Raw genomic sequence first — 14,919 nt, 5'->3', positions numbered from 1 at the left:
CCCGGCCCTGCGTCGGGAAGTGCGCTAACCATGCCCGAATTGCCATCTCCCGCTGAACGTCCGGACCCGGACAGCCTGCTGCAGCGCATGCAGGACGAGGGCGCGCGCGCCGCGCGGGGCAAGCTGCGCGTCTACTTCGGTGCCTCTGCCGGGGTAGGCAAGACCTTCGCGATGCTGAGCGCAGCACGGTCGCTGAGAGAGCAGGGCGCAGATGTGGTCATCGGCGTGGTCGAGACGCATGGCCGCGCCGAGACCGAGGCGCTGATCGACGGCATCGAGCGCCTGCCGATGCGGGACGTGCCGTACCGGGACCGCGTGCTCTCGGAGTTCGACCTGGACGGTGCGCTGGCGCGTCGACCGGCGCTGGTGCTGGTCGATGAGCTGGCCCATTCGAACGCGGCCGGCAGCCGGCATCCGAAGCGCTGGCAGGACATCCAGGAATTGCAGTCGTCAGGCATCGACGTCTGGACGACGGTCAATGTCCAGCACCTCGACAGCCTCAATGAAGCCGTCGGTGGCATTACTGGTATCCGCGTCTGGGAAACCGTGCCCGACGCCGTCTTCGACAGTGCCGACGAAGTGATCCTGGTCGACCTGCCCGCCGATGAACTGCTGCGGCGCCTGCGCGAAGGCAAGGTCTACCTGCCCGAGCAGGCCCGCCACGCAGTACGCAATTTCTTCCGCAAGGGCAACCTGATCGCGCTGCGTGAACTGGCCCTGCGGCGCACGGCCGATCGTGTCGACGACGATGTGCGTGCCTATCGCCGCGCCGAGTCGATCCAGTCGGTCTGGCGCACGCGCGAGGCGGTGCTGGCCTGCATCGGATCCGGCAGCGATGCCGAACAGGTTGTCAGGAGCGCGCGCCGCCTGGCCGGCCAGCTCGATTGCGACTGCCATGTGATCACCGTGGCCGCGCCGCGGCTCGCGCCCGCGTCGGACGCGGAGCGCATGCGGCTGCAGTCGGCGATGCGCCTGGCCGAAGAACTGGGCGCGCGCACCGAGACGCTGGCCGGCAGCGATATGGTGCAGGCGGTCGCCGGCTACGTCAGGCGCCACAATCTGACCAAGGTGGTGCTTGGCCGCACCCCGACCCGATGGCGGCGCGAGGACGAGTCGCTGCTAATGCAAGGGCGCTCGCTGCTGGCCTGGGCGCTGTCGCCGTTCCTGGGCGCGCGTGCCTGGCTGTTCGGCCGCAAGAGCTTTGCCGACGCCTTGTCAGTCGCCTGCCCAGAGATCGACGTGATACGCGTGGCTGCGGACACCACGCGCATGGACGTCAAGCCCGTGAGCGCTCCCGCCCCGGCCGAGGAAAGCGAGGCCGCGCAGGTACAGGAGCGCCGCGTCCGCATGCAGTCCTACCTGTGGGCCGTGGCCTGGTGCGCCGGTGCAACGGCGGTGTCGATGCTGGCCCGGCCCTGGTTCGACCTGGTCAATATCGCCATGCTGTTCCTGGTGGCGGTGGTCGGCGTGGCATTGCGGCATGGCCGCGCTGCGGCGGCGCTGGCTTCGGTGATCGCCGTGGGGGCTTTCGATTTCTTCTTCGTGCCGCCCCGGCTTTCGTTCGCCGTCAGCGATGTGCAGTACCTGCTGACCTTCCTGGTGCTGCTGTCGGTGGGGCTGGTGATCGGCCAGCTCACTGCAGGCCTGCGCGAGCAGGCCGAGGTGGCGGTGCAGCGCGAGACCGACGCGCGCACGCTCTACGAGCTCGCGCGCGAGCTGTCGTCGTCATTGATGACAGAGCAGATCGTCTCGATCGGCAGCCGCTTTCTGCACGCGGCCTTCGATGCGCGTTCGGCATTCTTCCTGGTAGGGCCGGATGGCCGCCTGCAGGCGCCCGTGGTCGAGCCGGGGCAAGCCGATGCGCACAGCGACGCGATCGACCGCGTGCTCGCGCAATGGGTGTTCGATCATGGCCAGCCGGCCGGCACGGGCACGCACACGCTGCCGGCCGGCACGGTGCTGTACCTGCCGCTCAAGGCGCCGATGCAGACGCGCGGCGTGCTGGCGGTGGAACCGCGAGCGTGGCGCGCGTTTGCCCAGCCGGCATTGCGGCGGCAGGTCGACGTGTTCGCGACGCTGATCGCCATCACCATCGAGCGGCTGCACTATGTGGACGTCGCGCAGCAGGCGCTGCTGTCGATGGAGTCGGAGCGGCTGCGCAGCTCGCTGCTGGCCGCGGTATCGCACGACCTGCGCACGCCGCTGACCAGCCTGATCGGCATGGCCGAGACCCTGCAGCGTGGCGATCCGCCGCTCGCGCCACGCGTCGCCGAGACGGTGGCCGCAATGCGAGAACAGGCCAGGCGCATGAGTACCATGGTGGTCAACCTGCTCGACATGGCGAGGTTGCAGGGACGCGACGTACGCATGCGGAAGGAATGGCAGTCATTCGAAGAGCTGGTCGGCGCGGCACTTGGCGCGTTGCGCGACGCGCTTGCACTGCATCGCGTCGTGGTGGCGGACTTGTCCACGATGCCGCTGGTCGAGTGCGATGCCGTGCTGATTGACCGCGTGCTGTGCAACCTGCTGGAGAATGCCGCGAAGTACACACCGGCCGCAACCGAGATCCGTATTCGCGCCGAATCCACTGATGAAGAGATACGTTTGATCGTGGAAGACGATGGCCCTGGCGTTCCGGCCGGCAGCGAACGGCAGATTTTCGAGAAATTCACGCGCGGCGAACGTGAATCGGTGACCGCTGGCGTGGGCCTCGGGCTCGCAGTCTGCGACGCCATCGTGCAGGCCCATGGCGGACGCATTTGGGTCGAGCCGGTGCGCGAAGCGGCCATGGCGGGTGTCGGCATCGGCGCGCGCTTCGTGGTGGCCCTGCCGCGCGGCAATCCGCCGGTGATCGAGCCCGAGGCGGCGGATATCCCCGCGTAATCGCATTCAGACGGAGAGCAACAGATGCCTTTCGAGTTTTCGCCGACGGTGCTGCTGGTCGAGGACGAACCCCATATCCGCCGCTTCGTGCGCACGGCCCTGCAGGCTGAAGGCTGCACCGTGCACGAGGCAGAGAACCTCAAGCGCGGCCTGATCGAGGCGGGCACGCGCCAGCCGGATCTGGTGGTGCTTGACCTTGGTTTGCCCGATGGCGACGGCGTCGACCTGATCCGCGAAGTGCGCACCTGGACCGAGGTGCCGATCCTGGTGCTGTCCGCGCGCAGTGGCGAAGAAGACAAGATCGGCGCGCTCGATGCCGGTGCCGATGATTACCTGACCAAGCCATTCGGCGTGGGCGAACTGGTGGCGCGCCTGCGCGTGCTGCTGCGCCGGCATGCGCGATCGAATCCGCATGGTTCGACGCAGATCGCCTTTGGCGAGGTGCAGGTCGACCTGGCGAGCCGGATGGTCATGCGCGCGGGGCAGGCGGTGCACCTGACGCCGATCGAATACCGACTGTTGTCGGTGCTGATCGCGCATCGCGGCAAGGTGATGACGCATCGCGAATTGCTGCGCGAGGTCTGGGGGCCTTCGCATTCCGAGAGCAGCCAGTATCTGCGGGTCTATATGGGCCACTTGCGGCACAAGCTCGAAGCGGATCCGGCGCAGCCGGTGCATTTGCTCACGGAGGTCGGGCTCGGCTACCGGTTTGCGGGGTAGGGTAGGGGTGCAGTGCGACGGCCGGGCATTGCTGCTGACCTGCGTGGACGCCGCCGCGCCAAGAACGAACCGAATCGACAAAAAGAAAAAGGCCGATGCTTGCGCATCGGCCTTCGTCTTGTATCGGATGGCTCCCCGACCTGGGCTCGAACCAGGGACCTACGGATTAACAGTCCGGCGCTCTACCGACTGAGCTATCGGGGAACAGCAGAGAAAGAGATTATAGCCAGTGCCTCTTTTCTTCGTCAACACCTTTTGGCGTATTTTTCTTGCCGGCTGGTCTGGCGAGCTGCCTGGCTGCTGCGGTCTGCGCTGCAGGCGCGCCTGATTGGTGGCGCTCCGTTGCTTCGCATCGACAGCGAGGCCGAATGATAGGCGAGCCCCCGGTCGGCGCCCACAAGAAAAAAGCCGCCATTCAGGCGGCTTTTCGTTTGATCGCTGATGTCCGGACCGTGATCAGTCGAACACCGGCGATTCCACGCCGAGCACCTTGTGCAGCTTCGGCGAGGTGGTGGTGTACTGCATGTGGATCTTCTTCTCGGGGAAGATATATGGTGCAGCACCGAACGCGGCCAGTGCGGCCTCGTGGAAGCCCGACAGGATCAGCTTCTTCTTGCCGGGGTAGGTGTTGATGTCGCCCACCGCGAAGATGCCGGGAATATTGGTCTGGAACTTCTCGGTGTCCACCTTGATCTGCTTGCGCTCCAGGTCCAGGCCCCACTCGGCGATCGGGCCGAGCTTGGGCGACAGGCCAAAGAACACCAGCAGGTCGTCCAGCGGCAGGCGGCGGGTGACGCCGTCGGCACCAGTCACCTTCACCTCGGTGAGCACGCCATCCTTCTCTTCATAGCCGCCGATCTGGCCGACCAGGAACTGCATTTCCATCTGTTCGCACAGATCCTTCATCTTCGCGACCGAAGCCGGAGCCGCGCGGAAGCCGTCGCGGCGGTGGATCATTACCACCGACTCGGCCTTGCCGACGAGGTCCAGCGCCCAGTCCAGCGCAGAGTCGCCACCCCCGACGATCACCAGGTTGCGGCCGTGGAAGCGGCTCGGATCCTTGACGCGGTAGAACAGCTGCTTGCCGTCGAATTTGTCGATGCCGTCGACCTTCAGCGTGCGCGGCTGGAACGAGCCCACGCCCGCGGCGATGAAAATGGTCTTGGTGATGAAGCGGGTTCCGAGCGAGGTCTCGACGAAGAAGCGGCCATCTTCACGGCGCTCGACCACGGAGACTTCCTGGCCCAGGTGGAAGGTGGGCTCGAACGGTTCGATCTGCTTGAGCAGGTTGTCGGTCAGTTCCTGGCCGGTGCAGCTGGGCACGGCCGGGATGTCGTAGATCGGCTTGTCCGGATACAGCTCCACGCACTGGCCGCCCACCACCTTGAGGGAGTCGATGACGTGTGCCTTGATTTCGAGCAGGCCCAGCTCGAACACCTGGAACAGGCCCACGGGGCCTGCACCGACGATCAGCGCGTCGATTTCCAGCGGCTGACCGCCGGCGGTGTTGCTGGCGGCGGCTTTCGTCGTGTCGGCAACGGGATTGGGAATGCTCAAGTCCATAATCGTCCTGATACGTTGTGGGCATCGCGTGCCCGGCATTGCGGAAAGCGCGTGGGGACGGCTTTCTAGTCAGTTCAGCGCTGCAGGTATTGCAGCTTGTCGGTGGCGTCCTTCCACTCTTCGGCCTCGGCCAGCGGAGCCTTGGTCTTGGTGATGGACGGCCAGTTGCGCGCCAGCTCGACGTTCAGTTGAATGAACTGCTGCTGGTCGCCCGGAACGTCTTCCTCGGCGTAAATGGCATTCACCGGGCATTCGGCCACGCACACCGCGCAGTCGATACACTCGTCCGGGTCGATGGCCAGAAAATTCGGGCCTTCACGGAAACAATCCACCGGACATACGTCAACGCAGTCTGTGTAGCGGCAACGGATGCAGGATTCGGTGACAACGTGAGTCATTTCGGTTCCAGGAAAACGGGTCGGCTTTTGATGGGAAACTGGTTTCGGCCGCTTGTTTGCCGGCGCTGCAACGAGCATTGCCGCCAATTGGCGATCTGCACGGGGCGAGCGCGGGCCGTGGCCTTTCAGAAACCGATATTGTATCCGAGCCTCCGGGCAAGGATAGCGGGTCTATATAGCTGGATCAGATAGTTTTCTTATTTCTTTATGTATATTTGATTGCGAACAGGTCTGTGCCAGATAGTGCGGGAATGGCACGATGCGATGGTCCCGGAAGCACTTCAGAGCGCCGCATCCTCCGTCACGCCCGGTCACCAGGAGATCACCATGCCTTGCCAGCAGCGCTTTGGTCCGTGGGAGCGCCTCAGAGGCGCGCGTTACCGGGCGTTGTTCGGGTGGCTGGGGCTTATCGGACTGCACTTGCTGGCGGCGACTCTGCCGGCCGGCGCGAACGCGCAGACGTTGTCCGAGCCCGCCATGGCTGACAGCGTGGTGTCCCGCCTGGTGGCATGGCGCACGCGCTCGGACCAGCCGGTGACGCTCGCGGCACTGACGAGCTTCGACTGGGAGAGCTTCAGCGTCACCCGGGCCCCGGCCGGGGATGCCATGGCCAACTGCGGGCGGGCCGGGTTGTTGCCATGTGGCCCCGAACTGCAACCTGATTCCCGCCAGTTGGTGCAGGTACTGAGCTTCCAGCGCGCGGGGGTCCAGGTCTATGCCGAGCGCATCATGGCGGAGAACGGCGCGTTCGCCGAGCCATTACCGGTGCGGGTGCCGCGCGCGGCCGCAACGCTGGTGTCTTGCCGCGGCAGCGATGACCGTCCCTTGTGGTGTGTGCAGGGCGCCGCGGCCCCACGGCGCCCGCAACCTTTTCTCGACGGCGGCTGACCGGGCGTTCGAACACCCGTCCGCCCGCCAGGGCGGACATCGGTTAGCATGTGTGCCTGACCCGGCATCGCCGTCTGGCCCGTTATGATCATTCCATCCCTGCTCGACACCGACCTGTACAAGTTCACGATGATGCAGGTCGTGCTGCACCATTTCCCGCAGGCGCACGTCGAGTACCGCTTCAAGTGCCGGAACGCGGGCGTCGACCTGACCCCGTACCTCGACGAAATCCGTGCGGAGGTGGCGCACCTGTGCAGCCTGCGTTTCTCGGACGAGGAGCTCGACTTCCTGCGGGGCATGCGTTTCATCAAGAGCGATTTCGTCGATTTCCTCGCGCTGTTCCACCTGAACCAGAAGTACGTGTCGATCGAACCCGCGCCGCAGGGCAATGGCGAGATCGAGATTGCGATCCGTGGCCCGTGGCTGCATACCATCCTGTTCGAGGTGCCGCTGCTGGCCATCGTCAACGAGGTGTACTTCCGCCGTACCCGGCCCGAGCCCGACCTTGCCGAAGGCCGACGCCGGCTGGATGAGAAACTGACGTTGCTGCAGGCACCGAACTACCGCGATTGCGTGATCGCGGACTATGGCACGCGCCGCCGCTTCTCGCGCGGCTGGCAGGAAGAGGTCCTGCTGGCGATGCGTGGCATGCTGGGGCCGCAACTGGCAGGCACAAGCAACGTGCATTTCGCGCGCCTGCACAATATGGTGCCGCTGGGTACCATGGCCCACGAGTATCTGCAGGCGTGCCAGGCGCTGGGCCCACGCCTGCGCGATTCGCAGGTCTTCGCGCTGGAAAGCTGGGCGCGCGAATACCGCGGTGACCTTGGCATTGCGCTGTCGGATACCTACGGCTTCGATGCGTTCCTGCGCGACTTCGACCTGTATTTCTGCAAGCTGTTCGACGGCGTGCGCCACGATTCAGGCGACCCGTTCCAGTGGGGCGAGCGGATGCTGGAGCACTACGTGGCCAACCGCGTCGACCCGCTCGGCAAGACGCTGATCTTCAGCGACAGCCTCGATATCCCGCGTGTCATCGAGCTGTACGAGCGCTTTCATGGCCGCTGCCGGCTGGCGTTCGGCGTGGGGACCAACCTGACCAACGACCTTGGTTATACGCCGCTGCAGATCGTCATCAAGATGGTCCGCTGCAACGGGCAGCCCGTGGCCAAGCTGTCGGATACGCCGGAAAAGACCATGTGCGACGATCCCGGCTACCTGGCCTACCTGCGCCAGGTGTTCGAGGTCCAGGCGCCTGCTTAGCAATTTTCAACAGATTCGGGGCGAGGGCGGGTCAGGGCGCGCCACTATAATGGCGTGCATTGCCACGCATGTTCATGACGCCAGGCCCTATGGAAACCAACAACGCCCGTGACCGCATCTTTGCCCGTATCCGCGCCGCGCAGGGGCGTTCGCCCAAGGTAACCAGCGGCGAGCGCGAAGCCGTGGCCGACTACCTCGCGCGTCATCCGCAGGGGCCTCGTCCGGAGGTGCACCCGGACCGTACCGAAGCCTTCATGGCACAGGCGCAGCGCATGGCGTCCACGGTCGATCGTGTCGCGACGCTCGCCGATGTGCCGGCGGCGACGGCGCGCTTCCTGGACAGCCTGAACCTGGTGCATCGTGCCGTCGCGTGGGACGCGTTTGGCGCGCTGCCATGGCAGGACAGCGGCTTGACCGTGGAGTGCCGGCCTCCTGAGCGCGATCCGCAGGCCGACCACGACCATGGCGATCTGGTCGGCATCACGGGCTGTTTCTGCGCCATCGCCGAGACGGGCTCGTTGATGCTGCTGTCGGGTCCGGAAACGTTCGCGTCGGCAGCGCTGCTGCCGGAGACACATATCGCGGTGGTGCCCGTGTCGCGCATCGTCGACAGTCTCGAAGATGCGTTCGCGCTGGTGCGCAGCGAACGCGGCGAGCTGCCGCGCGCGACCAATATCATCAGCGGCCCCTCGCGTACCGGCGATATCGAGCAGACCATCGTGCTGGGCGCGCATGGGCCGTATCGCGTCCACGTCATCCTGGTCGACCAGACCTGATCGCGCGCTTCGGAAGGGCAGGCGCGGCGCCGCTGCAGGTCTCATACCTGCGCGGCGGTTTTGCCCGGCCGCTCCTGCGCACACTGTCCAAGGAGAGTTCATCTGATGCAACGTGCCCGCATGCTGTGGCCGGTGCCGGCCATGCTGGCCTTTTTGCCGTCGCAGTCACACGCCGCCGACATCAATGGCGCAACGCTGTCCGCATGGTGGGGACTACCGTTCGCGGGGGTGCTGCTGTCGATTGCGCTGTTGCCGCTGCTGGCACCGCGTTTCTGGCATCACCACTACGGCAAGATCGCCGCGGGCTGGGGCCTCCTGTTCCTGCTGCCGTTCGCTGCGGTGTTCGGCGTGCATACGGCGTTGGCAGGCGCGGTGCACGCGCTGCTGGCCGAGTACATTCCATTCATCGCGCTGATCGCAGCACTCTATATCGTCGCGGGCGGTATCTGTGTGCGCGGCAACCTGCACGGAACGCCAGGGCTCAATACCGGCATCCTGACACTCGGCACGGTGCTTGCCAGCGTCATGGGGACGACGGGCGCGGCCATGCTGCTGATCCGGCCGCTGCTGCGCGCCAACGACAACCGCCGCCATGTGTCGCACGTGGTGGTCTTCTTCATCTTCCTGGTGGCCAATGCGGGCGGCGCGCTTACGCCGCTCGGCGATCCGCCGCTGTTCCTTGGCTTCCTGCAGGGCGTGGACTTCTTCTGGACGCTGCGCAATATCCTGCCGGAGACGTTGTTCATCTGCGTGGCGCTGCTGGCGATCTTCTACGTGCTCGACCGGCACTACTACCACAACAAGGAAGAGGCGCTGCCAGCCAGCAGCGACCCCACGCCGGACACACGCGGGCTTCGCATCGAAGGCAAGGTCAACTTCGCGCTGTTGCTCGCGGTGGTGGGTCTGGTCCTGATGAGCGGTTTGTGGAAGCCGGGCCTCTCGTTCGACGTGCTGGGCACGGAGGTGCCGCTGCAGGCGGCCGTGCGCGACGTGATGCTGGTGGTCGTGGCCATTGTCTCGCTGCTGGTGACGCCGCACTCGGCACGCAACGGCAACGAGTTCAGCTGGGAGCCGATCCTGGAGGTCGGCAAGCTTTTTGCCGGCATCTTCCTGACCATCATCCCGGTGATTGCCATGCTCAAGGCCGGTACCGACGGCGCGTTCGGGGTCGTGGTGCGGACGGTCAGCGATGCAAACGGGCAGCCGGTCGACAGCATGTACTTCTGGGCGACGGGACTGCTGTCGTCCTTCCTGGACAATGCGCCGACCTATCTGGTGTTCTTCAACACCGCAGGCGGAGATGCCGCCACGCTGATGACGCGCGACGCTTCCACGCTCGCGGCCATCTCCGCCGGTGCGGTGTTCATGGGCGCCAATACCTATATCGGCAATGCGCCGAACCTGATGGTGAAAGCCATCGCTGAAAACCGCGGCTTGCGCATGCCCAGTTTCTTCGGCTACATGCTATGGTCTGGCTCCATCCTGCTGCCGCTGTTCCTGGTGATGACGTTCCTCTTTTTCAAAGTGTGATGCCATGAAGCCGTCTGTCCTTGTCACCCGCGCCATTTTTCCCGATGTCATCGACCATCTCGCGCGGCATTTCGATGTCGATGACAACCAGCAGGACGCCGTGCTCGACGCCGACGCGCTCAAGGCGCGCCTGGCCGGCAAGGCCGGCGTGCTGACCAATACCGCAGACCGCGTCGATGCCGGCCTGATTGCCGCGCTGCCCAGCCTGCGTGCCGTCTGCAACATGGCGGTGGGCTACAACAACCTCGACATTCCGGCATTGACGGCAGCGGGCATTGTCGCCACGAACACGCCTGACGTGCTGACCGAGACCACGGCCGATTTCGGCTGGGCGCTGCTGATGGCGACCGCGCGCCGCGTCACCGAGTCCGAACACTACCTGCGCGATGGCAGGTGGCAGCGATGGAGCTATGACATGCTGGTTGGCATGGACGTGTACGGCAGCACGCTGGGCATCCTCGGCATGGGCCGCATCGGCCAGGCGCTGGCTCGGCGCGCGGCCGGGTTTGGCATGACGGTGCTGTACCACAACCGCAGCCAACTGCCGGCGTCCACGGAGCAGGCGCTCAATGCGCGTTATGTGAGCAAGGCCGAGCTGCTGCAACAGTCCGACCACCTGGTGCTGGTCCTGCCGTATGGCCCGGACAGCCACCACGCGATCGGCGCTGCCGAACTGAACCAGATGAAGCCGACTGCGACGCTGGTCAACCTTGCGCGCGGTGGCATCGTCGATGACGAGGCGCTCGCGCACGCGCTCAAGGCGCGTCGCATCTTCGCTGCGGGCCTTGACGTGTTCGAAGGCGAACCGGATGTTCACCCGGACCTGCTGGTCGTGCCCAACGTCGTGCTGACACCGCATATCGCCAGCGCATCGGAGAAGACGCGCCGTGCCATGGCCATGCTGGCCGCCGACAACCTGATCGCGGCGCTCGATGCCGGGCCTGATGCCGGGCATCCCAAGTCCGTCATCAATCCCACGGTGATGGGGCATCGCCGCTGAAACGTTACCTATGACCTGGATTCCCCTGCTTACGCTGGGCGTGGCGCTGCTGGCGCTGGTTCTGCTTGTCGTCCTGGTGCTGCGCCAGCAGGCAACGCCCGCCGACGGCGACCTGCATCGCCAGCTTGCCGATTCCCGCAATGAAGGCCTGCGCGGGATGGAGCGGCTCGAACGCGAACTGCGCAATGAAGTGGCCGAGGCCGCGCGCGGCAGCCGGTCGGAGTCGGCCCAGCAGATGCTGCGCTTCCAGCAGACGCTGTCGTCACAGCTCACGAGCATCGCCACGCTGCAGAACAACCAGATCGACACCTTTGCCCAGCAGCTGGCCAAGCTGACCGAATCGAACAACCAGCAACTCGAACACGTCAGGCAGAACCTGCTGTTGCAGGGTCAGCAGGCACGCGACGAGCAGGCCATGTCGTTGCGCCGCTTTGGCGACGGCCTGCAGCAGCAGCTTGCGCAGATGTCGGAGGCCAATGAGCGCCGGCTGGCCGAGGTGCGCGCCACGCTGGAGCAGAAGCTGCGCGACATCGAGGCGAACAACGCCACCAAGCTCGACGAGATGCGCCGCACCGTCGACGAGAAGCTGCACGCCACGCTGGAGCAACGGCTCGGCGAGTCGTTCCGGCTGGTCTCGGACCGGCTCGAGCAGGTGCATCGCGGTCTTGGCGAAATGCAGATGCTGGCGCAGGGCGTCGGCGACCTGAAGAAAGTACTCACCAACGTGAAGTCGCGCGGCACCTGGGGTGAAGTGCAACTTGAGATGTTGCTCGAGCAGATGCTGACGCACGACCAGTACGCCAAGAACGTGGAAACCGTGCGCAACTCGGGCGCGCGCGTGGAATTTGCCATCCGCCTGCCGGGCAAGGATGCCGCGCAGGGCGCGGTCTGGCTGCCGATTGATGCCAAGTTCCCGAAGGAGCAGTACGAGCGCTTGCTCGATGCCCAGGAGCGTGGCGACGTCGACGGCGTGGCCGCGTTTGGGCGTGAGCTGGAAGTGGCATTGCGGCGCGAGGCGCAGACCATCTCGGAGAAATACCTGTCGCCGCCCGCCACCACGGATTTCGCCATTCTCTTCCTGCCCACGGAAGGGCTATACGCAGAGGTCTTGCGCAGGCCCGGCCTGACCGATGTGATGCAGCGGAACTACCGCGTCACGGTGGCGGGGCCGACCACGCTGACGGCAGTGCTGAACAGCCTGCAGATGGGTTTCCGCACGTTGGCACTGGAAAAGCGCTCCAGCGAAGTGTGGGAAGTGCTGGGAGCGGTGAAGACGGAGTTCGGGAAATTCGGGGACGTGCTTGCCAAGACCCGCGATACGCTGGAGCGTGCGGCACGCAATATCGAACAGGCCGAGGTTCGCACGCGCCAGATGGCGCGCAAGTTGCGGACAGTCGAGGCCTTGCCTGGCGAGGCGGCACAGCAGTTGTTGGGCACCGGCGTGCCCGAGGTGCTGGGAGTGCCCGAAGTGTCGGAAGACGCGGGCGGCTGAAGCTGGCGGCGCGACACGCGCCGGCTCCGCAATTTGGTCAGTTCTGCTCTTCGGGCGCCAGTTCCCGCACGTGGACTTCGATGCCGCCAAAGCGTGCGGCAACCCAGTTGTAGGCCTTGCAGGCCAGCCACAGCAGACCGAATCCGATCAGTGCGTTCAGGATCAGGGCCGTGAACACGGTGATGCCGGGCAGATCGCCATAGCGGATGAAGGCAACAAATAGCCCCAGCGAGACGATCGGTACCGAAAAGCACAGGTAGACCAGCACCAGTGCGCGGGCGGTCTTGACCGGGTGGAGGTAGGCAATCTCCTGATTCATGACGGGGGAGAGATATGTTTCAAAATCGTGCGGCAAGTGTAGCGATTGCCCGTTGCCACGCATAGCCCGGCAATGGCGTGGCGTCCATTTCACCCGCTACCGCCAACAGTGAGCGTCAATATGCGGCGCAAAAACGACACATTGGCGTCGCCCGGGCCCGCGGTTCTAAGCTCAGACCAGCCCGTCGAACAGCAGAACATCGACCAGATCGCCGGCCCGGACGGAATCCTGCTCGTGCGCCAGTACGATGAAGCAATTGGCTTCGCTCATCGAGCGCAGCACGCCGGAGCCTTGTTGTCCGGTCACTCGCACCTCCCAGTCCTGCTCGCCGCGCGCCAGGATGCCGCGCTGGTACTCGGTGCGGCCGGGCTTCTTGCGGATCGGCTGGGCGCTGCGCACGCGCATCAGCGGCAGCGGCGGCACGCTGGCACCCATTTGACGGTGCAGTGCGGCGCGCACGAAATGGTAGAAGGTGACCATGACGGCCACCGGATTGCCGGGCAGGCCGAACAGTAGCGCGTCGCGTCCGCCCGAGGCGATGCGCCCGAATGCCATCGGGCGCCCGGGTCGCATGGCGATTTTCCAGAAGGTGACGTCGCCCAGGCTGGCCATGATCTGCTTGGTGTAGTCGGCTTCGCCGACCGAGACGCCGCCAGAGGTGATGACAGCGTCCGCATTCTCGCAGGCCGAGCGGAACGCGGCTTCCAGTGCAGCGGGATCGTCGCGCACCACACCCATGTCGATCAGCTCGACGTTCAGGCGTCGCAGCATGCCGTGCAAGGTATAGCGGTTCGAGTCGTAGACACAGCCCGGATCGAGCGGCTCGCCGATCGAGCGCAACTCGTCGCCCGTCGAGAAGAAAGCCACGCGCAGGCGCCGGCGCACCCGTACCTCGGCAAATCCCAGCGAGGCCAGCAGGCCCAGGTCCGCCGGCTGGATGATGCGCCCAGCCGGCAACGCAGCCTGGTCGCGCGCCAGGTCTTCGCCGCGCAGGCGCCGGTTGTCGCCAGCGCGCACCGTGTCGGCGGCGAAGCGGATGCGGCTGCCATCGGCCGATGGTTCCACAAACTCCTGCGGCACCACGGTGTCGCAGCCTGCTGGCATGACCGCGCCGGTCATGATGCGCACGGCCTGGCCTGCGCCCGGCGGGGTGCCGGCGCCACCACCAGCGAATGCGGTCTCACGCGCGACTTCCAGTTCCACGTGCCCTGCGGCGGACTGTAGCGCGCTGCTGGCAAAGGCATAGCCATCCATCGCCGAGTTGTCGTGCGCGGGTACGTCGATCGGCGAGATGATGTCTTCGGCCAGAACGCGATCCAGTGCGCTGCGGATGGGCACCTGCTCGATGCCGCGCACCGGCTCCACCACCTCGCCGATGATGCGGTTGGCATGCGCCACGGGCAGGGCGGTGGGGTCGTAGTCGGACAGGCAGGAAATGACGGATTGCAGGGATGGCATGGTGGGAACGGGCCTTCAGCCGGCGTCGTGCGTGCGCAGCTCGTCGAGGGTGTTGATATTGGCAAAGGCGCCGGCGTCATCGAACAGGACTTCCGCGAGCCGGTGCGAGGCCGCCCAGGTTTCGATCTTGCGTCCGCCGCCGTTCAGGTAGGCGAGCAGGTCGTCCAGCATGCCTACCGGCATCAGGCAAAAGACCGGCTGCAACTGGCGGCGGCCGTCCGCATCGACCGTGACCGGGATCGCCAGATCGGCGCCTTCGGCTTCGATGGCGTCGGCGAGCCGTTGCACCAGATCGGCAGGCAGGAACGGTGAATCGCAGGGCGCGGTGACCATCCAGCCCGTGGGGCATTGCTCGAGCCCGGCCAGCATGCCGGCCAGCGGTCCGGCAAAGTCGGGCACCGAGTCGGTCACCACCGGCACGCCGAACGATTCATAGGCCGACAGGTTGCGGTTCGCGTTGATCATCAGCGCCCCGGTCTGCGGCGTCAGCCGCATCAGCGTGTGCATGGCCATGGGCGTGCCGTGCAAGGGCTGGAGGCCTTTGTCGGTGCCGCCCATGCGGCTGCCCCTGCCGCCTGCCAGGATCAGGCCGGTAATGTCGTCGCGTGCAATCATCGGAGAGATTGGGT

At 65.6% G+C, this 14,919-nt stretch carries 13 protein-coding genes and 1 tRNA gene; 8 read left to right on the top strand and 6 right to left on the bottom strand.

All coding sequences use genetic code 11. The features are described 5' to 3' along the window. Positions 1 to 30: 30 nt before the first annotated feature. Positions 31 to 2,883, top strand: a complete 2,853-nt coding sequence (locus ACIGJC_RS10270) for a DUF4118 domain-containing protein (RefSeq protein ID WP_483708671.1) — start codon at positions 31 to 33, stop codon at positions 2,881 to 2,883. 24 nt (positions 2,884 to 2,907) lie between these two features. Continuing rightward, a complete protein-coding gene (gene kdpE, locus ACIGJC_RS10265; protein WP_483708670.1) occupies positions 2,908 to 3,603 on the top strand; it encodes a two-component system response regulator KdpE in 696 nt (231 codons plus the stop codon). 128 nt (positions 3,604 to 3,731) lie between these two features. Here kdpE and ACIGJC_RS10260 read toward each other — a convergent pair. From ACIGJC_RS10260 to fdxA, 3 genes are all read right to left on the bottom strand, one after another. Continuing rightward, a tRNA-Asn gene (locus ACIGJC_RS10260) sits at positions 3,732 to 3,807 on the bottom strand. 252 nt (positions 3,808 to 4,059) lie between these two features. Beyond that, entirely contained in the window at positions 4,060 to 5,166 is a 1,107-nt protein-coding gene (locus ACIGJC_RS10255) for an NAD(P)/FAD-dependent oxidoreductase (protein ID WP_483708669.1), read from the bottom strand. Positions 5,167 to 5,240: 74 nt separating this feature from the next. After that, positions 5,241 to 5,564 carry a ferredoxin FdxA gene (gene fdxA, locus ACIGJC_RS10250; RefSeq protein WP_483711515.1) on the bottom strand — a complete coding sequence of 108 codons (324 nt, stop codon included), beginning with the start codon at positions 5,562 to 5,564 and terminating at the stop codon, positions 5,241 to 5,243. Between the two features lie 327 nt (positions 5,565 to 5,891). Between fdxA and ACIGJC_RS10245 the strand changes: the two genes are divergently transcribed. From ACIGJC_RS10245 to ACIGJC_RS10220, 6 genes are all read left to right on the top strand, one after another. Further along, positions 5,892 to 6,452 (top strand): hypothetical protein, encoded by a 561-nt coding sequence (locus tag ACIGJC_RS10245; RefSeq protein ID WP_483708668.1) that lies wholly within the window; start codon positions 5,892 to 5,894, stop codon positions 6,450 to 6,452. A gap of 84 nt (positions 6,453 to 6,536) precedes the next feature. Continuing rightward, a complete protein-coding gene (pncB, locus tag ACIGJC_RS10240; RefSeq protein ID WP_483708667.1) occupies positions 6,537 to 7,715 on the top strand; it encodes a nicotinate phosphoribosyltransferase in 1,179 nt (392 codons plus the stop codon). Positions 7,716 to 7,804: 89 nt separating this feature from the next. Next, a complete protein-coding gene (locus ACIGJC_RS10235) occupies positions 7,805 to 8,491 on the top strand; it encodes a LutC/YkgG family protein (RefSeq protein WP_483708666.1) in 687 nt (228 codons plus the stop codon). Between the two features lie 105 nt (positions 8,492 to 8,596). After that, entirely contained in the window at positions 8,597 to 10,021 is a 1,425-nt protein-coding gene (locus ACIGJC_RS10230) for a sodium:proton antiporter (protein ID WP_483708665.1), read from the top strand. Positions 10,022 to 10,025: 4 nt separating this feature from the next. Beyond that, positions 10,026 to 11,021, top strand: a complete 996-nt coding sequence (locus ACIGJC_RS10225) for a 2-hydroxyacid dehydrogenase (protein WP_483708664.1) — start codon at positions 10,026 to 10,028, stop codon at positions 11,019 to 11,021. Between the two features lie 10 nt (positions 11,022 to 11,031). After that, positions 11,032 to 12,513: a DNA recombination protein RmuC gene (locus ACIGJC_RS10220; RefSeq protein ID WP_483708663.1), complete on the top strand. Its 1,482-nt coding sequence runs from the start codon at positions 11,032 to 11,034 to the stop codon at positions 12,511 to 12,513. A gap of 37 nt (positions 12,514 to 12,550) precedes the next feature. Here the strand turns inward: ACIGJC_RS10220 and ACIGJC_RS10215 are convergent, their stop codons facing one another. From ACIGJC_RS10215 to mobA, 3 genes are all read right to left on the bottom strand, one after another. Then, positions 12,551 to 12,832 carry a hypothetical protein gene (locus ACIGJC_RS10215; RefSeq protein WP_483708662.1) on the bottom strand — a complete coding sequence of 94 codons (282 nt, stop codon included), beginning with the start codon at positions 12,830 to 12,832 and terminating at the stop codon, positions 12,551 to 12,553. Positions 12,833 to 13,003: 171 nt separating this feature from the next. Further along, positions 13,004 to 14,290, bottom strand: coding sequence for a molybdopterin molybdotransferase MoeA (moeA, locus tag ACIGJC_RS10210; protein ID WP_483708661.1), 1,287 nt, complete (start codon positions 14,288 to 14,290; stop codon positions 13,004 to 13,006). A gap of 15 nt (positions 14,291 to 14,305) precedes the next feature. Next, entirely contained in the window at positions 14,306 to 14,905 is a 600-nt protein-coding gene (gene mobA / locus ACIGJC_RS10205) for a molybdenum cofactor guanylyltransferase MobA (RefSeq protein WP_483708660.1), read from the bottom strand. Between the last annotated feature and the right edge of the window lie 14 nt (positions 14,906 to 14,919).

The sequence above is a fragment of the Cupriavidus sp. C3SS-1 genome (genome assembly GCF_057073755.1).
This window is presented reverse-complemented; position numbering and strand designations above follow the sequence as displayed.